This is a genomic window from Bradyrhizobium sp. USDA 4011, from assembly GCF_054063415.1.
In genome coordinates this window covers 8,415,145-8,432,900 of record NZ_JBSSGG010000001.1, presented here as the reverse complement: position 1 = coordinate 8,432,900, position 17,756 = coordinate 8,415,145, and the positions used below count along the sequence as shown (strand labels likewise).

The following is a 17,756-nucleotide window of genomic DNA, read 5'->3' as shown; positions in this document are numbered from 1 at the left end:
TGGTGTTCCTCATCGTGAGGCAGGCGAGGACGTACCCGGAACGTCCTCGCGGTTGCTGTGATCGTGTTGTTTCGCAGCGCTGTACATCGGCATCAGCACGCGGAAGGTGGTCTTGCGCGGCTGCGACTCGCATTCGATGATGCCGCCGTGATCGCCGACGATCTTGGCGACCAGCGCGAGGCCGAGCCCGCTGCCGGTCTGCTTGGTGGTGACGAAGGGATCGAACAGGTTCGGCAGCAGGTCTTCCGGGACGCCTGAGCCGTTGTCCTTGACGCAGAATTCCAGCGGCAGCGAGACCCGCGATTTCTTGCCGGGCACCGACAGCCGCACGCCGGGCCGGAACGCCGTGGTGAGGTGGATCTCCGCATCGGTGCCGAGATCGGCAACCGCTTCGGCGGCGTTCTTCACCAGGTTGAGGAACACCTGGATCAACTGGTCCTGATTGGCGAGCACCGGCGGCAGCGACGGATCATAGTCCTCAATGAAGCGGACGTTGCGGGCGAAGCCCGATTGCGCCAGCCGCTTCACATGGTCGAGCACCGAGTGGATGTTGACCGGGCCGCGCGCCACCGGACGGTCGTCGCCGAACACTTCCATGCGGTCGACCAGCGTCACGATGCGGTCGGCCTCGTCGCAGATCAGCCGCGTCAGCAGCCTATCCTCTGAGGAAGCCTGCTGCTCGAGGAGCTGCGCGGCGCCGCGGATGCCGGACAGCGGGTTCTTGATCTCATGGGCGAGCATCGCGGCCAGCGCGATCACCGAGCGCGCCGCGCTGCGATGGGTGAGCTGGCGGTCCATCTTGTCGGCGATGGTGCGCTCCTGCAGCATCACCACGATATGCCCGGGCCGCTCGGTCAGCGGCGCGACGTGCAGGTCGACCTGACGATCGCCGCCGATCCGCGGCGTGCCGAGATCGACCTTGTATTCATTGACCGGCGAGCCGCTCGCCCGCACCTGCTCGATCAGCGCGAGCAGCGGACTGCCGAACGGCACCAACTCCTTCAGCGACTGCCGGCGCAAGAACTGCGTCGAGATCTCGAAGAAGGATTCGGCGGCGATGTTGGCGTCGACGATCCGTCCGTCGGGTGCGACCAGCAGCACCGGATTGGGCAGCGCGTTGAGGATGGCCTCGCCATCGGTAGGCACGGGCCGGCGAAATTCCATGGCTGACGTCATGCGGCAGCACTCCAGGCAAAATCGTCATAGGCGTCCTCGAGCGCGCGATGCACGCTGGACGGCTGCTCCGAGGTCAGGATCGCCTGCCGCCAGGTCTTCAACGTTGCCGCCGGCGCGCAGCTATAGGCCGCAGCAGTCTCCAGCGCCCAGCCGAGATGCTTGCGCGCATGCCTGAGCCCGATACGCAGGCCATAGTGGCTGCAGACCTCGTCATAGAGCGCGCGAACATGCTTGAGCTGCTCGGCAAGCGACGGCGCAGCCTCGGCGATGCCGGTCTCGAGCCGGCGACCGATCTGGCCGGGCAGCCAGGGCTGGCCCTGCGCGCCGCGCCCGATCATGACGGCGTCGGCGCCCGACATCTCCAGCGCGCCGAGCGCCTTGTCGAACGAGGTGATGTCGCCATTGACCACGACCGGGATCGCGACGGCGTCCTTGACCGCGCGCACCGCGCTCCAATTCGCCTCGCCCTTGTAGAACTGGCAGCGGGTGCGGCCATGCACGGTGATCATCTGCACGCCTGATGCCTCGGCGCGGCGCGCCAGTTCGGGCGCATTGAGCGAGCGATCGTCCCAGCCGAGCCGCATCTTCAGCGTCACCGGCACCTTGACCGCCGACAGCGTCGCTTCGATCAGCGTCACCGCGTGATCCAGGTCGCGCATCAGGGCCGAGCCGGACTGGCCGCCGGTCACATGGCGCGCCGGGCAGCCCATGTTGATATCGATGATGTCGGCGCCGGCGCCCTCGGCGATCCGCGCGCCCTCCGCCATCCAATGGGTCTCGCAGCCGGCGAGCTGGACCACATGCGGCCCGATCCCGGCTGCCTCACAACGCAGCTTCGACATCGGCTTGCCGTTCACCAGATCGTCGCTGGCCGTCATCTCGGAGACCACCAGCCCGGCGCCCAAAGTGGCAGCGAGTCGCCGGAAGGGCGCGTCGGTGATGCCGGACATGGGCGCGAGGAGAACCCGGTTGGCGACCGCAATATCGCCTATCTTCAATGGGTTACGAGGAGTACTTTGCACGCCGGTCACAGCCGTCTCGTCGTTCTGTCAGCCACGCCATTGCAGCTGACGTCGTCTATTCTGCGCACAATTCTTGTGCAGTCAAGGCTCATGCCTACGGTTTAGACATTCCTACCATCAGTGCAAGTGCACTGCAACAAAATCCGCTTTTCCCACAGTCATCGGCAAACGCTCTGTTTTTGCGCAGCGGTCATGCTAAGGGCTGTGCGCGGCGGTCCCCCGCCGTCCCCCTCATCCCCGATTCGTCTGTCACTGGTTCAACATGCCGAAGCCTGAGCGTACCGCAGCCATCCTTGTCGCAGCCGGCCGTGGACTGCGCGCTGGCGCAGGCGGTCCGAAGCAGTACCGGACGATCGGCGGACAGACGGTGATCTACCGCGCCATGCAGGCGTTCTCCGGGCACCCCGACGTGTTTGCGGTGCAGCCGGTGGTCAATCCTGATGATGCCGCGTTGTTCGATGAAGCGGTGGCTGGCCTCCGCTATCAACCGCCGACGCCGGGCGGCATGACCCGGCAGGCCTCGGTCCATGCCGGGCTCGAGGCGCTCGCCAGCGAGAAGCCCGACATCGTACTGATCCACGATGCCGCGCGCCCCTTCGTTACCGCGGCCGTGATCTCGCGCGCGATCGCCGCGGCCGGCCGGACCGGTGCTGCGATCCCGGTGATTCCCGTCACCGACACGATCAAGCTCACCGGCGATACCGGCGATGTCGAGGCGACGCCGGAGCGCGCCCGCTTGCGGATCGCGCAGACACCACAGGCATTTCGTTTCGACGTAATATTGGAGGCGCATCGTCGTGCCGCCCGCGAGGGCCGCAGCGATTTCACCGACGATGCCGCGCTTGCTGAATGGGCGGGATTGACCGTTGCGACGTTTGAAGGCGATGCTGCCAATATGAAACTCACCACACCCGAAGACTTCGTACGCGAGGAAGCGCGGCTCGCGAGCCAGCTCGGCGATATCAGGACCGGCACCGGCTACGACGTGCACGCCTTTGGCGACGGCGACCATGTCATGATCTGCGGCGTGCGCGTGCCGCACAGCAAAGGATTCCTGGCCCATTCCGACGGCGATGTCGGACTGCATGCACTGGTCGACGCGATCCTCGGCGCGCTGGCCGACGGTGACATCGGCTCGCACTTCCCGCCGAGCGACGCCAAGTGGAAAGGCGCCTCCTCCGACCAGTTCCTGAAATACGCCGTCGAGCGCGTCACCGCGCGCGGTGGCCGGATCGCCAATCTCGAGGTGACGCTAATCTGCGAGCGGCCGAAGATCGGGCCGCTGCGCGACACCATGCGGGCGAAGATCGCGGAGATCTCCGGCGTTCACATCTCGCGCGTGGCGGTCAAGGCCACCACCAGCGAGCGGCTCGGCTTCACCGGCCGCGAGGAAGGCATCGCCGCGACCGCGAGCGCCACGGTCCGTTTGCCCTGGGATGACAAAGGTTGGGACGATAAAGGCTGGAGTGCCTGACATGGGCGGCAGCGACGCTCGAGCCCTCTCCCGCGCGCTGCTCGACCTGTGCCGGATGCGCAAGCTGACCATCGCGACCGCCGAGTCCTGCACCGGCGGTCTGGTCGCCGGCGCACTCACCGACATTCCCGGATCTTCCGACGTGATCGATCGCGGCTTCGTCACCTATTCGAACGAGGCCAAGCGGGTGATGCTCGGCGTCAAGGCGGCGACGCTGGAAACGTTCGGCGCGGTGAGCAAGGAAACCGCGACCGCGATGGCGATCGGCGCGCTGGAAAAGGCCGGCGTCGACCTTGCGGTCTCGATCACCGGGATCGCGGGCCCCGGCGGCGCGACGCTGGGCAAGCCGGTCGGCCTGGTGCACTTCGCCGTCGCGGCGCGCGACGGTCGCATCGTTCATCGGGAGCAACGATTTGGCGCGATCGGCCGCAGCACGGTGCGGCAGCGCTCGGTGGTCGAGGCGCTGCGCATGCTGATGGAGCTCGCGCGGCCGCCGCAGGCCGCAAAGCCGCGCCGCGAGGCTACCAGCCGGTTACGGCCGCGCGTGGCCCGTTCGCCGCGAAGCCACGCCGCGAAACGCCGGCGGCCGCCACGCGGATAGGCCTGCGCGAGTCGAATCGCGCGAAGGCCAACCTCACACACCCCTGTGTCAACTGCGACCCAGTGCCGCCTATCTCAGGTGAAACTGCGACGTCGCTTCGCCGTTTTCTATTGTTCCAACTCTGCTGTTTGAATTGTTTGTCCAAGCAGCAAAATCCCACAACAAGGAGAAAATGATGAAGTTGGGAACTTTGGTCGTGGCCGCAATCACCTCAGGCGCCATGACGCTGTCGACGATTGCCCCCTCGTTCGCCGCACCGCTCGCGCCCGCGCGGTTACAGGGCCAGCCCACCTCCGTCGAGCACGTGCAGTATCGTCACTGGCATGGCGGCCCGCGTCACGGCTACCGCGGCGGCTACTACGGTCATCGCCATGGCGGTGGTGGAAACGGCGCGGCGATCATCGGCGGGCTTGCAGCCGGCGCGATCATCGGCGGCGCCATCGCGGCAAGCCAGGCCAAGGCCAACAACGACGCCTATTGCTCCCAGCGTTTCCGCTCCTACGACCCGGCTTCGGGCACCTACATCGCGTCGGGCGGCGTGCGGCGTTCCTGCCCGTAACGGCAGCGAACGCATCTACCGTCATCCGTCATGCCCGGCTTCGTGCCGGGCATTTGCGTTCCGGGAAAAAACAACCTCCTCGGCGGACGAGACGGCGTCGCTAGGTCGAGAGCTGGGGCTTGCCGTAGACTTGGTCGGCGCGCTTCTCGAACGCGGCGGCGAAGCGCGAGAATGCGGCGTCGAACATCGAGCCCATCAGCATCGCCAGCATCCGGCTCTTGAATTCGTAGTTCAGGAAAAAGCCGACATCGCATTCGGTCTCCGACTTCGGCTCAAAACTCCAGCGGTTCTCCAGATTGCTGAACGGACCGCGCAGATATTCAACCAGGATCGTCAGGTTGGGCCGGTCGAGCGTCACCTTGCTGGTGAAGGTTTCCCGCACCAGCTTGAACGAGACCGTCATGTCGGCGACCACGACCTCGGTCCCGTCGTCCTTGGGCGTCCGCTGGCGGATCTTGAGCGCCTGGCACAGCGGCACGAATTCCGGATAGCGCTCGACGTCGGCGACCAGATCGAACATTTGAGGTGCGGTGTGGCGGACCCGCCGCTTGCTTGAGAATCGTGGCATCAGTGGATACTCGCACGGTTTTGCTTCAGTGCGAGGCGCTTCAGATAATCGTCCGCCTGTGTCCGATCGGTGAAGCAGACCAGCGATTGATCGGCGCGCAAGCCCTTGAAATATTCGATCAGCTTCGGCCGCTGCTGCTGGCGATAGGTCCAGACATAGCGGAAGAATTCGAGATCGATCTTCTCCGGGCAACCTTCCGCCATCTCGGGGCGAACCTGGCCATAGCTGCCGGCGATCCGCCCCAAGATTCCGAGCATGCAGGTCAGCCGCGGCAGGTCGAACCAGATGATCGTATCGGAGAGCTGCCGGCGCAGTTCACCTGCACCGCTCTTCATGTAGTTCCCATCCATGATCCAGCGCGGTGCTCGCGTGACCTCGACCATACGGCGCTCGAATTCATCCTTGTCGGACGAGACCCAGCCCGGCTTCCAGAACAGCGCGTCGATCGACACGGTCGGGATGCCCGTCATGGCGGACAGCCGTCGCGCAAAGGTCGACTTGCCGGACCCCGACGATCCCATCACCAGAACGCGTTGCATTGGTCCAGTCCAAGGCTCGATCAAGCAACGGCGCGTATTGGCGCCGGCTCACCGCCATTTACAAAATCTAGCGGCCGCGAGCCGTGCGCGCCGCCTGCAACTTCGCAAAATCCTCGCCGGCATGATGCGACGAGCGCGTCAGCGGACTCGCCGACACCATCAGAAAACCCTTGGTATAGGCGACACGCTCGTAGCCCGCGAATTCATCCGGCGTCACGTAGCGCATCACGGCGTGATGCTTGCGCGTCGGCTGCAGGTACTGGCCGATGGTCAGGAAATCGACCTCGGCCGAGCGCAGATCGTCCATCACCTGCAGCACCTCGTGCCGCTCCTCGCCGAGGCCGACCATGATGCCGGACTTGGTGAAGATGGTCGGGTCCATCTCCTTGACCCGCTGCAGCAGCCGGATCGAATGGAAGTAGCGCGCACCGGGACGGACCGTCAGATAGCGCGACGGCACGGTTTCCAGATTGTGGTTGAAGACGTCGGGCTTGGCCGCGACCACGCGCTCCAGCGCGCCGTCCTTGCGCAGGAAGTCCGGCGTCAGGATCTCGATCGTGGTGGTCGGGCAGCGCGCGCGGATGGCGCGGATCGTCTGCGCAAAATGCTCGGCGCCGCCGTCGGCGAGATCGTCGCGATCCACCGATGTGATCACGACGTGGGTCAGACCCAGCTTCGAGACCGCCTCAGCGACGTATTCGGGCTCATGGGCATCGAGCGCGCCGGGCATGCCGGTCTTGACGTTGCAGAACGCACAGGCGCGGGTGCAGGTGTCACCCATAATCATGAAGGTGGCGTGCTTCTTGTCCCAGCATTCGCCGATGTTGGGGCAGCCCGCCTCCTCGCACACCGTGACGAGGCCGTTCTCCTTCACGATCCGCCGCGTATCGGCATAGCCGCGCGTGTTTGGCGCGCGGACGCGGATCCAGTCCGGCTTCGGCGGCGACACGGCATCCGGCCGGTTCACCTTTTCGGGGTGGCGCGGGCGGAGCTGAGTGGTGGAGATGGTGTCGACGATGGTGACCATTTGTGCCTGCAAGTCGCGAGAGGCCATAGCTAATCGGTGTTGACGCGGCTCGCAACCCGCCCTGCGACCCTAGCAGATCAGCCCATATATTGGCAGTCTTGCGGTCCGTTCCACGCCGATTCCCACCTCAAAATGGCTCAAAAACCCCGATCGACCCGTGCGACCGCGCCGCGCCTCGGCAAAGCTCTTAAACGCGCCTTCTTCGATCGCAGCGTCCACGAGGTCGCGCCCGATCTGATCGGCGCGACCTTCCTGGTCGGCGGCGTCGGCGGCATCATCACCGAGGTCGAGGCCTACCATCACACCGAGCCGGCGGCCCACTCGTTCAACGGACCGACCCCGCGCAACCAGATCATGTTCGGCCCGCCGGGCTTCTCCTATGTCTACCGCTCCTACGGCATTCATTGGTGCGTCAATTTCGTCTGCGAAGCGCCGGGCTCGGCCAGCGCCGTGCTGATCCGCGCGCTCGAGCCGACCCATGGCTTGGCCGCGATGCGCCGGCGGCGCGGGCTGGAGGATGAGCGCGCCTTGTGCTCGGGGCCGGGCAAGCTCTGCGAGGCGCTCGGCATCACCATCGCGCACAGCGAATTGCCGCTCGACCGCCCGCCGATCGCGCTCCACGCGCGGACCGAGACGCCCGACATCGTCACCGGATTGCGGATCGGCATCACGAAAGCCGTCGACCTGCCCTGGCGCTATGGGCTGAAGGGATCGAAATTCCTCAGCAAGCGGTTCTGAGCGTCACAGCGTTGGCCGCTATGACGCCCGCTTCAGCAGCTCGATCGCCTCGAGGATCTTGGCGCGGCGCTCCGTTGCTGCCGCGCGCTTTTCCTTCTCTTCCTCGACAAGTTCTTCCGGCGCGTTTGCGACGAACTTCTCGTTGGAGAGTTTGGCGTCGACCCGCTTGATGTCCGCGTCGGCCTTGCCGAGCTCCTTCTCCAGCCGCGCGCGTTCGGCCGCAAGATCGATTACGCCCTTCAGCGGCAGCGCGACGACTTCGCCGCGCACCAGCAGCTGCATGGCGCCTTCCGGCGCGGCGTCTGCGAAGGAAATCTCCGACAATCGCGCGAGGCGCTTGATGGTGTCGTTCCAGCGCTGGGCGCGGTCCCGCGTCTCGTCGGAGGTGGTCACAATCACTAGCGGCGTCAGCGTCGACGGCGGGATGTTCATTTCCGCTTTCACCGACCGCATCGCGGTCACGAGATCGACCACCCAGCCGATCTCGGCTTCGGCTGCGGGATCGCTGAACTCGTCGGCGTCGAGCGCGGCAATCACCGGCGGAATGATCGGATCGACCACCGGACCTGCGGTTGCGATTGCCGCCAGCTGCTCCCCGGTCACGCCCGACTTGCGCGGCCAGGGCGCCAGCACCAGGAGGCCGTCGCGCTTAGCCGTCACGGCCCACAGCTCTTCGGTGATGAAGGGCATGAACGGATGCAGCAGCTTGAGGATCTCGTCGCGGGTCCAGGCGATCATGGCACGGGTCTCGGCCTTGGCCGCGCCCTCCTCGCCCATCAGGACCGGCTTTGCGAGCTCGAGATACCAGTCGCAGAACACGTTCCAGACGAAGCGGTAGATCGCGCCGGCCGCATCGTTGAAGCGATGATCCTCGATCGTCTCGGTCACCTCGCGGGTGACGCGCGAGGTCTCGTGCGCCATCCAGCGGTTCAACGTTTCCTTGGCGCCCTTCGGGTCGAAACCGTCCGGCTTCACGCACTCGTTCATCTCGGCGAAGCGGCACGCGTTCCAGAACTTGGTCGCGAAGTTGCGGTTGGTCTCGACCAGATGCGGAGACAGGCGAATGTCGTGGCCCTGCGCCGCCTCGCGGGTCAGCGCGAAGCGCAGCGCGTCGGCGCCGAAATCGTCGATCACGCCGAGCGGGTCGATGACGTTGCCCTTCGACTTCGACATCTTGGCGCCCTTCTCGTCACGGACGAGACGGTGGATGTAGACGGTCGAGAACGGCGCCTCCTTCATGAAGTGGAGGCCCATCATCATCATGCGGGCGACCCAGAAGAAGATGATGTCGAAGCCCGTGACCAGCGTGTTGGTCGGGTAGTAGCGCGCGACCTCCGGCGTGTCGTCCGGCCAGCCCAGCGTCGAGAACGGCCACAGCGCCGAGGAGAACCAGGTGTCGAGCACATCCTCGTCACGCGTGATGAAGCCCTCGCGCTTGGCGGGGTCGACCGCCATGTCGTGGCCCTGCTCCGGCGTGATGACTTCCTGCTCGACGTAGTAGCCGAGCGCGTTGCCGACCGCCTCCTCCTCGGTTTCGGCGACGAACACCTTGCCGTCGGGCCCGTACCAGGCCGGGATCTGATGGCCCCACCAGAGCTGGCGCGAGATGCACCAGGGCTGGATGTTCTCCATCCACTCGAAATAGGTCTTTTCCCAGTTCTTCGGCACGAAATTGGTTTCGCCCGAGCGCACCGCAGCGATCGCCGGCTGCGCCAGCGTCTTGGCGTCGACATACCACTGGTCGGTGAGGTACGGCTCGATCACGACGTTCGAGCGGTCGCCATGCGGCACCATGTGGGTGTTGGGCTCGATCCGCTCGAGGAAACCGAACTCCTCGAACCTTGCGACGATCTTCTTGCGCGCGGCGAAGCGCTCGATGCCGTGAAACTCTGCCGCGAATTCGTCGGCGCCCGCCGGCAGGCCGCGCAGATAGTCCTCATTGCCGGTGAGATTCAGGCAACCTTCCTGGTCGAGCACGCTGATCTGCGGCAGGCCATGGCGCTTGCCGATCTCAAAATCGTTGAAGTCGTGCGCCGGCGTCACCTTGACCGCGCCCGAGCCCTTCTCCGGATCGGAATAGTCGTCGGCGACGATCGGAATCTTGCGGCCGACCAGCGGCAGGATGACATGCTGGCCAACCAGATCGGTGTACCGCTCGTCGTCCGGATGCACCGCGACCGCGGTGTCGCCGAGCATCGTCTCCGGACGCGTGGTCGCGACCACGATGAACGATTTGGGATCCTCGGGGCTGAAGCTGCGGCCTTCGATCGGATAGCGCAGATACCAGAGATGGCCCTTGACCTCGACCTGCTGCACTTCGAGATCGGAGATCGCGGTGAGCAGCTTCGGGTCCCAATTGACCAGGCGCTTGTCCTTGTAGATCAGGCCCTGGCGGTGCAGCTCGACGAACACCTTGACGACGGCACGCGACAGGCCTTCGTCCATGGTGAAGCGCTCGCGCGACCAGTCGCAGGAAGCGCCGAGGCGCTTGAGCTGGTTGACGATGGTGCCGCCGCTCTCGGCCTTCCACTGCCAGACCCGCTCGAGGAACTTGGCGCGGCCCATGTCGCGCCGGCCCGGCTCCTGCCGTTCCATCAGCTGGCGCTCGACCACCATCTGGGTGGCGATGCCGGCATGGTCGGTTCCGGGCTGCCACAGCACGTCACGACCGCGCATCCGCTCGAAGCGGCACAGGATGTCCTGCAGCGTGTTGTTGAGCGCATGGCCCATGTGCAGCGAGCCGGTCACGTTCGGCGGGGGGATCACGATGGTGAAAGGCGCGGCGTCCTTGCGCTCGGGCCGGCCGGCCTTGAACGCACCGCTCTCCTCCCAGAGCCGGGCCATCCGGAGCTCGATATCGGCAGGCTGGTAGTTTTTCTCGATCATGACAATGCGCTGTGGACCATGGGGGAAAGGGTAGAAAGCCGCCAGAACGCACCGAGTCAACCGGACCGGCACGTCAAAACGGTATTGAGAGCGTTTTCGAGCGAAGCAGACACCGGTTCGCGTGAAGAAACGGGTCGAAACAGGGAACCGGCGTTTCGGGTCTGATCCTATCAGAACCGCAACTCCGGGGCATTTGGGGGCTGAATGAGGGCTGCCAAGCCCCCTGCGGCGGGAGCGACCGCCCGCGGCGGGGCTATCGCCCGCGGGAGACCCGCTCGATCTCGGCCTTGACGATCCGCTCGACCAGCCCCGGCAGATTGTCGTCCAGCCAAGACTTCAGCATCGGCCGCAGCATCTCCTTGACCAGATCCTCCAGCGTCCGAGCATTGTTGCTCAGCACGGTGTTGGCCAGCGAGTTGAAGGCGGATTCGACCGCCCGCATCGTGGTTCCCGAGATGATCTGCTGCATCGGCGCGGTTTCGAGTGCCGGCGGTTCTCGCTCTCGAACCGGTTCTCGCATTGGCTCCGCCCCCCATGTGCGGGCTTCCGTGAACTCGACGTCGTCCTGCGGCTCGACCTTGCGGAACGGCGGCGTGGCCGCCGGCTCCGGCAGCGCCATGTCGTCGGTGAGCTCGAATACGTCGGCTTCGGGTTGCGGCGATGGCCGGATCTCGGCCGCAGGCGTCGCCTCCTCGAGGCTGGCGAGCAGCGAGTCGATGTCGTCCTGACTGTTGCTGGCCGGTGCCGACGCGGGCGGCGGTGGTTTCGGCGCTGACGCGGCGGGCTTCGCGGCCGGGGGCGCTGCGGGCGGCGGGCTCTTCATCGCGGGCTTGGCTGCTGGTGGCGGCGGTTCAACCTTCGGCGGCGGCGCAGCGGCGGCCGCAGGTTTCTCGGCCGCGGCCGGCTTCGCCTCGTCGTCGGCAATGATGCGGCGGATCGACGCCAGGATCTCCTCCATCGAGGGCTCTTGGACCTTCGCAGGTTGCGTCATCTCCGACTCCACATCGAAACTTATTTTACATCAAGCCCGAGAGGATTCGCCGGTTCCGATGAAGCGGGCGGAGATTTTCATTGCTCCCGCCCGACTTGTCCCCAGATCAAGCCCGCCCGAGGCTTTGTGCAAGCTTCGTGTCGCCCAATGCAGCGTAATCACAGGTGGCGTCGCACCTGCCATCACGCAACGCCGGCTCGCCGCGAATCGCCTTGCTGCCCGACAAAACGGTATGTCAGGCCAATTATCGATTGCAAGCAAACGCGCCAGTCTGTGGTCCTGATTAACTCAGAACGACAAACATGGCGCGACAAGCGACGTTGACGTGAAGGTGTTTAGCGGCCGTCGGGCGTGCGCACGCCGGCCCAGTTGTCGCGCACCTGCTGGTAGTGCACGGAGGGATCATAGACGTTGGTCGAAAGGCCCATCACCTGCGGTGACAGCCGGCCAATCGCGCTCAGCACGTTGTAGGATGCAACGACGCGGTCGTGTTGCGCGGTGACGAGTGCGTTGCGCGCATTGACCAGCGCTTGCTGCGCGTTGAGCACGTCGAGCGTGGTGCGCTGGCCGGCCTTGGCCTCCTCGCGCACGCCGTTCAGCGCGATTTCGGACGCGGTCACCTGCGCCTGCGCTGACGCGACCTGCGACTTGCCAGCGACCAACTGGCCCCAAGCGGTGACGACGTTGGCGCGCGCCTGATCCCTGGTCTGTTCGAGAACCAGACGCTGCTGCGCCAGCGATTCCTTCGATTGCCGGATCAGCGAGTATTCGGCGCCGCCCTGATAGATCGGCACCGACACCTGAACCTGCGCCGCCGCATTGAAGAGGCGGTTCACCGACAATTGTTGCTGGTAGCCTTCGCTCACCGTCGCCTGCAACCCGACCGTGGGCAACAGCGCGCCTTCGGCAACCTTGGTCTGCAGGAAGTTGACGTCGACGCCGTACATCGCGGACGTGACGTTCGGATTCTGGGTCAGGCTGAGCTCGACGGCGGCCGCAAGCGTCGTCGGCAAGAAACGATCGACCGGCGAGCCGGGCGCGAGATTCTGCGGTTCGTTGCCGATGATGCGGCGGAAGTTCGACCGCGTCGTCGTCAGGTTCGATTCCGCGGTGAGCTGCTGGGTCTTGCCGGCCGCAAGCTGGGCCTCGGATTGCGCGACGTCCGTCCGCGTCACCTCACCTACGTTGAAACGATCCTGGGTCTGCTTCAGCGTCTGCTCCAGCACCCGCGTGTTGCTGCGCTGGACCTCGACGATCGCAGCGTCGCGCAGATAGTCCATGTAAATGGTGGCGGCGCTCAGCATCACGGTCTGCTCGAGCACGCGCAGACCTTCGCGCGCCGACGACACCTGACTTTCGGCCGCGCGCACCTTGTGCGGGGTCTGCGCATTGTACAGCGACTGGTTCACCGTCAGGCCCGCACTGGCCGGATTTTGGGTGCCGTGAATCGAGGCCTTGATGCCCGTCGGCTGCTGGTCGGTGTACTGATATCCGCCGCTCACGGTCAGCGCGGCTTTCGGACGATAGCCCGAGAGCGCCTGGGGAACGTTCTCGTCAGTCGCCCTCACCAGCGCGCGCTGCGCGTTCAGCTGGGGATTGTTCTGGTAGGACCGCACCAGCGCGGCCTCGATAGTATCGGCGAGCGCGGGCACGGGGCCCATCTCCGCCAACAGAAGGACGGCAGTCGCAGCCGCGGTGATAAGCTTCACCCCACGCATCCCCGGTAATCCAATCATTGTAGTCGCCGTCTCCACACGCAAGTCAGTTCCGGCGGTCGCTTCAGACGAAGTGAGTCCCGCCTCACCTTAGTCCGCAGCTAAGGGCAACGGAACTACCCCGCAACGGAACGCGGTCGAAACTCTTCACGTGGGGCAAACGGGCCACACTTCTGATTCGGAATGGGATTTTATCAGCCAGTGCGCCGCGGTAGCGGTCAGAAGACGAAGGCCGGAACCCGTTCCAATTCAGGCAGCACGGGGGCCGTGGCGTCGAACAGCTCGCGATGCCCGAAATCCCCGTGGGAGCGAGTCACGAGGGTGGCACGCGGCGGTGGCGTCAGGCTGAATACCCCGACCAGCCGCCCCCCCTCCTTGAGCTGGCCGAACAGCCCGGTCGGGGTAACCTCGGTCGCACCGTTGAGAACGATGACGTCATACGGCGCTCCGGTGGCATCACCGTCGGCAGCGGGCGCGGACTTGACGGTCACATTCTGGATGCCGAGCTGGGCGAACGCCGCGGAGGCCTTTGCGGCCAGCGCCGGATCGCTTTCGGTGGCTTTGACCTCTCCGGCAAAGCGCGCCACGATGGCGGCGGCGTAACCGGTCGCGCAGCCGACGACCAGGACGCGGTCGGTCGCCTTGATCTCGGCGGCTTGCAGCATCTTGGCCAGCAACGCCGGCGTGATCAGGCAGCGCCTGGCCGCTCCGCCCTCGGTCACGTCGAGATCGAGGTCCAGATAGGCCAGCGCCTGCTTGCCGGCCGGCACGAACACCTCGCGCGGCACGGTCAGCATGGCTTCGAGAATACGATCGTCGGTCACGTCGCTCGGACGCACCTGACCATCCACCATGTACTGGCGCGCGGTCGAAAAACCGGTCATTGGCGGGACCCTGCAAGTCGCGGCATTGCCGCTGGAGAAGCTAAAACAGGGCCATCTTTTGGAACAAGCTCCGCCAAAACGCAACACGCCGTTGGCGCGCAAAACGCGCCCGCAAAATGCGCGCCGTGGTGCGCCCTATTCGATCGTGACGGCAAGCCGGCCGATCAGACGGACCACTTCATCGAGATGCTCGGAATCATGCTCCTCGACGGCCCTCGCGAGCCGGCGAACGCACTCGTCGTCACTCATGACGGGAGCATCGCTCGGAACAAGCGTCGGCTGCGGCATCGACAGGTCGATCAGGTTAATGGCCATCAAAATCACCTCTCAAGACCCGGCAGGACGAAGTCTCGACGGTTATTGAGTCGATTTGACGACGTTTCTTGTCTGTCCGTAGCGGACCACAGGCTTGTGATGGGTGTTGACGGGGTCTTGATGGGGCCAAAACTGGCTCCCCGGGCTGGATTCGAACCAGCGACCATTCGATTAACAGTCGAATGCTCTACCGCTGAGCTACCGAGGAATAGGCGAACCAAACGTTCGCGAGCGGGCAGCGTATAACAAAGCCTTTCGGCCTTGCAAAGAACCAAATGGGCCTCCGGCGAAACTTTAGCGAGGCACGGTAAACCTCTGCGGTGCAAGGCTTTGCCGGCGTTCCAGGGCGATGCAGGCCTGTCCCGGCTGTCCTGTTATTGGCGCCGCGGGCGCCTGGAAACACCGCCGGCGCGACCATTCCGCCGCGCCGCCGATTCTTCCGCGGCACGCCCCAAAATGCGAAGCGCTTCGCTCGGAAGCGCTCTATCGCGCGGCGATGGCGGCAATGAACAGCGCCGTCGCCGCAAGCGAGGCGATGGTCCGCACGTGGTTCCAGAAGGTCCAGTCGGTCAGGTAGCGCGCCCAGACCGGCGCGGCCGCGGTGCTCGCGGGATCTGTGGCCGCAAGCTGATCGTTCAGCGGCACGTTGAAGACGACAGTGACGACGAACATCCCGACGACATAGAGTCCGCCGCCGCAGATCATTGCAAGCGCGCCCGGCTCCTGCCATCGCAGCCCGCCGAGCACGACCAGCACGGCGCAAGACAGCGTGGTGCCGAGGAAGACCGGCATGAACAGCGAGCGCACGATGTCGATATTGATCGCGCTCATCGCCGAGATGCCGGCGGCCTGGCCGATGCGGCCGAGCGCGCTCATGACGAACGCCGAGAACGCGAAATAGAGCCCGGCAAGCAGGCCGCAGCCGAGCGCGGAAAACCACAGCAAGCCCGAGGTCAGGATATTGCGCATCGCTCCACTTCCACCTCCAAACGCGAGAGATACTCGTATTTGTAAAATGCGATAAACTCTCGTATTTGAGACGTCAACCTCGATTGCGGAGGAGAGAGATGGCGAGACGAAAGGCCGCGCCTGGGGCAGCGGCAAGGGCCGCGCCCGGGGCGGAAGCGCCCCTGCCGGGGCTGGCGCGGCTTGCCCCGACGCAGCAGCGCAGCCGCGAGCGGTTCGAGCGCATCCTCGCCTGCGCGACCGAGATCATGGCGGAGAAAGGCAGCGAGGCCTTCCGCATGAGCGACATCGTCGAACGCAGCGGCGTCGCATTCGGCTCGCTTTATCAATATTTCCCCGACAAGGCCGCGATCATCGGCACGCTGGCGGAACGGCATAATGCGGTCGGGCGCGATTGCGTCAGGCGCGATCTGGCCGCGGTCTCGTCCGCGCGCGACCTGCACCCGGCGCTATGCCGGATCGTCGATAGTTACTACGAGATGTTCATGCGCGAGCCTGTGATGCGCGACATCTGGCAGGCGACGCAGGCCGACCGCGCCCTGCAGAAGCTCGATTCGGACGACATGGCCGTGCTCTCCGGCCTGTTGTCCGACGCAGTCGGGCGGGTTGCGCCCACCTTGCCGGCCGCCAGCCTCACCACCTTCTCGGGACTGACGATGACGCTGATCGCAGCCGCCGTGCGTCACGCGATCACGCTGCCGCCGCGGAAGGCACGACAGGCGCTCATGCAGTTCAAGACCATGTTGCCAGCAGACCTCGCCGGGCTGGCATGACCGCGGCCGCGCCGATGTCGGGAATTTCCCCGGCGCCGAGGCGATAGCCAGCGGGCGTCGACGATCTACCGCGTTCGGGAGCGGCTCGCCGCACCGACGCGTCCCGCTGGCGGACCATGCCGGAAAAGAGCTGAGGATCGATGCGACATGGCCTCGCCGACCATCTTGCGAAGCTTGCCTCCACTGTCACGTCTCCCTAAAATTCCTGCGATATTTGACGGCTATGAATACTGCCGGGAAGCCCGGGAAGAGTTTTTCGCAAGATGTGAATTGTCTCACACGAGGTACGGCCATGCCGACCTAGGTTCACCACGGGGTCATCAGCCATTTGTTTACCAAAGCGGGCGCCATCGTTCTTTTCATAAAATTCGAACGAATCGCTCAATCCGGACCGAAGACAGTTTTGCGATCATGGCGCTCTCGAACCTCGGAGAGCGCGATGAGCGAAGTCGAATTTGATCTGCTGCTGGACGTCGTGCGAACGGCGATCGCGCCTATTGCTCAGGAGGATTTCGTGGCCCAACCGTCGCCCCGTATTCAGCCGCCGCCGCGCGCGGCGAATGACAACCAGGCGCCGTGGCCGCTGATTCCGTTTCCTGAAGGCTGGTACGCCGCAAGCTAATGCGGCTTCTCATTTGTCGGCTGCAAGCCATTGATGAGATGAGTGGAGGCCACGACCAGAATTGAACTGGTGTACACGGTTTTGCAGACCGTTGCGTAACCACTCCGCCACGTGGCCCCTTGCGGCGCACTTCATATACGCCCTCACTGCGATAGGCAACCAAGCCGGACAGCTAACGTCGGCGCTTCCGGAAGTCCCGCTTCTTCGGTTTTGGCGCCAATTCCGGCATTTCGGCCTGCACTTCGCGGAATCTCGCCAGCATCCGCTCGAAACTATCAGTTAACGCTGCCGCGATATCCGGCCGCTTTTCCAGCCCGGCGAGCAGGATCGCGGCCGCCTCGATGGTGGACAGGCCGTCGCGCCGCGGTTCCCGGCGCAGCTTGCCGTACAGCGAGGGCCGTTTCGGCCCGAGAATCACCCGCTGGCACTTCAGCATCCAGGCATTGCGCCACCATAGCGCCTTGGCCTGGCTCCAGGTGCCGTCGAGCAGCACGATGCCCTCGATGTCGGAGAGGATCGCGCGCTGGTGCGGCTCCAGCTCGCCCTTGCGGTTGATCGCGACGATCTCGGCGTCGGTATCGAGATCCTCGACCTTGGCCGAGCCGAGATAGAGCACCGCCCAGCGCGACGGATCGGCCACCGGCCGGCCGAGCGCCTTGGAGAGGCTGGGCCAGGACAGCCCGATCCGCACCACGGCATCCTCAAAGTGCCGCGCGGTGAGCCGCGCGGTGCCGAGCGCCCTGTCCTGCTCCTGCGGGTGCTGCAGGATCAGGAGTTGAATCCGGCTTTTGATCGGCGTGACGCTGTCGCAGATGCACAGCAGCATCGGCTTGCCGCAATGCGAACACTCCGGGATCTCGGTGGCAAGTTCGGTCTTTGCTTCGGTCGGTTCGGACATCG

At 65.0% G+C, this 17,756-nt stretch carries 18 protein-coding genes and 2 tRNA genes; 6 read left to right on the top strand and 14 right to left on the bottom strand.

Going from position 1 to position 17,756, the window contains the following annotated elements:
- Positions 1–9 precede the first annotated feature (9 nt).
- Together ACVW1C_RS40095 and dusB are read right to left on the bottom strand one after the other, a co-directional pair.
- Positions 10–1,176, bottom strand: a complete 1,167-nt coding sequence (locus ACVW1C_RS40095) for a two-component system sensor histidine kinase NtrB (RefSeq protein WP_456762926.1) — start codon at positions 1,174–1,176, stop codon at positions 10–12.
- The gene (dusB, locus tag ACVW1C_RS40090; RefSeq protein WP_456762925.1) at positions 1,173–2,174 is read right to left on the bottom strand and encodes a tRNA dihydrouridine synthase DusB; all 1,002 of its coding nucleotides are present in this window, start codon (positions 2,172–2,174) and stop codon (positions 1,173–1,175) included. Before dusB ends, ACVW1C_RS40095 begins: the two co-directional genes overlap by 4 nt.
- 286 nt (positions 2,175–2,460) lie before the next feature.
- On the opposite strand from dusB, the gene ACVW1C_RS40085 reads away from it, so the two are divergent.
- From ACVW1C_RS40085 to ACVW1C_RS40075, 3 genes are all read left to right on the top strand, one after another.
- Positions 2,461–3,672, top strand: a complete 1,212-nt coding sequence (locus ACVW1C_RS40085) for a bifunctional 2-C-methyl-D-erythritol 4-phosphate cytidylyltransferase/2-C-methyl-D-erythritol 2,4-cyclodiphosphate synthase (RefSeq protein ID WP_456762924.1) — start codon at positions 2,461–2,463, stop codon at positions 3,670–3,672.
- Between the two features lies 1 nt (position 3,673).
- Positions 3,674–4,273, top strand: a complete 600-nt coding sequence (locus tag ACVW1C_RS40080) for a CinA family protein (RefSeq protein WP_456762923.1) — start codon at positions 3,674–3,676, stop codon at positions 4,271–4,273.
- A 172-nt stretch (positions 4,274–4,445) separates the two neighbouring features.
- Positions 4,446–4,832, top strand: a complete 387-nt coding sequence (locus tag ACVW1C_RS40075; RefSeq protein WP_456762922.1) for a BA14K family protein — start codon at positions 4,446–4,448, stop codon at positions 4,830–4,832.
- A gap of 100 nt (positions 4,833–4,932) precedes the next feature.
- Here ACVW1C_RS40075 and ACVW1C_RS40070 read toward each other — a convergent pair whose 3' ends face one another.
- The 3 genes from ACVW1C_RS40070 to lipA all read right to left on the bottom strand — a co-directional run bounded on the left by ACVW1C_RS40070 (position 4,933) and on the right by lipA (position 6,966).
- Entirely contained in the window at positions 4,933–5,400 is a 468-nt protein-coding gene (locus ACVW1C_RS40070; protein ID WP_456762921.1) for a type II toxin-antitoxin system RatA family toxin, read from the bottom strand.
- Positions 5,400–5,939, bottom strand: a complete 540-nt coding sequence (locus ACVW1C_RS40065) for a DNA topology modulation protein (protein WP_456762920.1) — start codon at positions 5,937–5,939, stop codon at positions 5,400–5,402. The genes ACVW1C_RS40070 and ACVW1C_RS40065 overlap by 1 nt, the downstream gene beginning before the upstream one ends.
- A gap of 67 nt (positions 5,940–6,006) precedes the next feature.
- Positions 6,007–6,966, bottom strand: coding sequence for a lipoyl synthase (gene lipA / locus ACVW1C_RS40060; protein WP_456762919.1), 960 nt, complete (start codon positions 6,964–6,966; stop codon positions 6,007–6,009).
- A 132-nt stretch (positions 6,967–7,098) separates the two neighbouring features.
- Between lipA and ACVW1C_RS40055 the strand changes: the two genes are divergently transcribed.
- On the top strand, positions 7,099–7,704 hold the full coding sequence (locus ACVW1C_RS40055) for a DNA-3-methyladenine glycosylase (RefSeq protein WP_456762918.1): 606 nt from the start codon (positions 7,099–7,101) through the stop codon (positions 7,702–7,704).
- Positions 7,705–7,722: 18 nt separating this feature from the next.
- On the opposite strand, the gene ACVW1C_RS40050 is transcribed toward ACVW1C_RS40055, so the two are convergent.
- The 7 genes from ACVW1C_RS40050 to ACVW1C_RS40020 all read right to left on the bottom strand — a co-directional run bounded on the left by ACVW1C_RS40050 (position 7,723) and on the right by ACVW1C_RS40020 (position 15,464).
- On the bottom strand, positions 7,723–10,590 hold the full coding sequence (locus ACVW1C_RS40050) for a valine--tRNA ligase (RefSeq protein ID WP_456762917.1): 2,868 nt from the start codon (positions 10,588–10,590) through the stop codon (positions 7,723–7,725).
- A 253-nt stretch (positions 10,591–10,843) separates the two neighbouring features.
- Complete coding sequence (locus ACVW1C_RS40045) at positions 10,844–11,581, bottom strand: PopZ family protein (protein ID WP_456762916.1); 738 nt, start codon at positions 11,579–11,581, stop codon at positions 10,844–10,846.
- A 335-nt stretch (positions 11,582–11,916) separates the two neighbouring features.
- On the bottom strand, positions 11,917–13,299 hold the full coding sequence (locus ACVW1C_RS40040; protein WP_456762915.1) for a TolC family outer membrane protein: 1,383 nt from the start codon (positions 13,297–13,299) through the stop codon (positions 11,917–11,919).
- A gap of 215 nt (positions 13,300–13,514) precedes the next feature.
- On the bottom strand, positions 13,515–14,180 hold the full coding sequence (locus tag ACVW1C_RS40035; RefSeq protein WP_456762914.1) for a protein-L-isoaspartate O-methyltransferase family protein: 666 nt from the start codon (positions 14,178–14,180) through the stop codon (positions 13,515–13,517).
- A gap of 135 nt (positions 14,181–14,315) precedes the next feature.
- Positions 14,316–14,495 carry a hypothetical protein gene (locus ACVW1C_RS40030; RefSeq protein ID WP_456762913.1) on the bottom strand — a complete coding sequence of 60 codons (180 nt, stop codon included), beginning with the start codon at positions 14,493–14,495 and terminating at the stop codon, positions 14,316–14,318.
- A gap of 133 nt (positions 14,496–14,628) precedes the next feature.
- Positions 14,629–14,703: transfer RNA gene (locus tag ACVW1C_RS40025), tRNA-Asn, on the bottom strand.
- A 275-nt stretch (positions 14,704–14,978) separates the two neighbouring features.
- Entirely contained in the window at positions 14,979–15,464 is a 486-nt protein-coding gene (locus tag ACVW1C_RS40020; RefSeq protein WP_456762912.1) for an anthrone oxygenase family protein, read from the bottom strand.
- 98 nt (positions 15,465–15,562) lie between these two features.
- Here ACVW1C_RS40020 and ACVW1C_RS40015 point away from each other — a divergent pair, with 98 nt between their 5' ends.
- Positions 15,563–16,234 (top strand): TetR family transcriptional regulator, encoded by a 672-nt coding sequence (locus ACVW1C_RS40015; protein ID WP_456762911.1) that lies wholly within the window; start codon positions 15,563–15,565, stop codon positions 16,232–16,234.
- Between the two features lie 439 nt (positions 16,235–16,673).
- Positions 16,674–16,856, top strand: a complete 183-nt coding sequence (locus ACVW1C_RS40010; protein WP_207839919.1) for a hypothetical protein — start codon at positions 16,674–16,676, stop codon at positions 16,854–16,856.
- 43 nt (positions 16,857–16,899) lie between these two features.
- Here ACVW1C_RS40010 and ACVW1C_RS40005 read toward each other — a convergent pair.
- A tRNA-Cys gene (locus ACVW1C_RS40005) sits at positions 16,900–16,973 on the bottom strand.
- 55 nt (positions 16,974–17,028) lie between these two features.
- Positions 17,029–17,754, bottom strand: coding sequence for a tRNA-uridine aminocarboxypropyltransferase (locus ACVW1C_RS40000; protein ID WP_456762910.1), 726 nt, complete (start codon positions 17,752–17,754; stop codon positions 17,029–17,031).
- Positions 17,755–17,756: the final 2 nt, after the last annotated feature.

Bases quoted from the DNA above. Each gene is read 5' to 3' on its own strand.
- ACVW1C_RS40095 (WP_456762926.1), bottom strand. From the start codon at position 1,176: ATGACGTCAGCCATGGAATTTCGCCGGCCCGTGCCTACCGATGGCGAG.
- ACVW1C_RS40085 (WP_456762924.1), top strand. From the start codon at position 2,461: ATGCCGAAGCCTGAGCGTACCGCAGCCATCCTTGTCGCAGCCGGCCGT.
- ACVW1C_RS40080 (WP_456762923.1), top strand. From the start codon at position 3,674: ATGGGCGGCAGCGACGCTCGAGCCCTCTCCCGCGCGCTGCTCGACCTG.
- ACVW1C_RS40075 (WP_456762922.1), top strand. From the start codon at position 4,446: ATGATGAAGTTGGGAACTTTGGTCGTGGCCGCAATCACCTCAGGCGCC.
- ACVW1C_RS40070 (WP_456762921.1), bottom strand. From the start codon at position 5,400: ATGCCACGATTCTCAAGCAAGCGGCGGGTCCGCCACACCGCACCTCAA.
- ACVW1C_RS40065 (WP_456762920.1), bottom strand. From the start codon at position 5,939: ATGCAACGCGTTCTGGTGATGGGATCGTCGGGGTCCGGCAAGTCGACC.
- lipA (WP_456762919.1), bottom strand. From the start codon at position 6,966: ATGGTCACCATCGTCGACACCATCTCCACCACTCAGCTCCGCCCGCGC.
- ACVW1C_RS40055 (WP_456762918.1), top strand. From the start codon at position 7,099: ATGGCTCAAAAACCCCGATCGACCCGTGCGACCGCGCCGCGCCTCGGC.
- ACVW1C_RS40050 (WP_456762917.1), bottom strand. From the start codon at position 10,590: ATGATCGAGAAAAACTACCAGCCTGCCGATATCGAGCTCCGGATGGCC.
- ACVW1C_RS40045 (WP_456762916.1), bottom strand. From the start codon at position 11,581: ATGACGCAACCTGCGAAGGTCCAAGAGCCCTCGATGGAGGAGATCCTG.
- ACVW1C_RS40040 (WP_456762915.1), bottom strand. From the start codon at position 13,299: ATGCGTGGGGTGAAGCTTATCACCGCGGCTGCGACTGCCGTCCTTCTG.
- ACVW1C_RS40035 (WP_456762914.1), bottom strand. From the start codon at position 14,180: ATGACCGGTTTTTCGACCGCGCGCCAGTACATGGTGGATGGTCAGGTG.
- ACVW1C_RS40030 (WP_456762913.1), bottom strand. From the start codon at position 14,495: ATGGCCATTAACCTGATCGACCTGTCGATGCCGCAGCCGACGCTTGTT.
- ACVW1C_RS40020 (WP_456762912.1), bottom strand. From the start codon at position 15,464: ATGCGCAATATCCTGACCTCGGGCTTGCTGTGGTTTTCCGCGCTCGGC.
- ACVW1C_RS40015 (WP_456762911.1), top strand. From the start codon at position 15,563: ATGGCGAGACGAAAGGCCGCGCCTGGGGCAGCGGCAAGGGCCGCGCCC.
- ACVW1C_RS40010 (WP_207839919.1), top strand. From the start codon at position 16,674: ATGAGCGAAGTCGAATTTGATCTGCTGCTGGACGTCGTGCGAACGGCG.
- ACVW1C_RS40000 (WP_456762910.1), bottom strand. From the start codon at position 17,754: ATGTCCGAACCGACCGAAGCAAAGACCGAACTTGCCACCGAGATCCCG.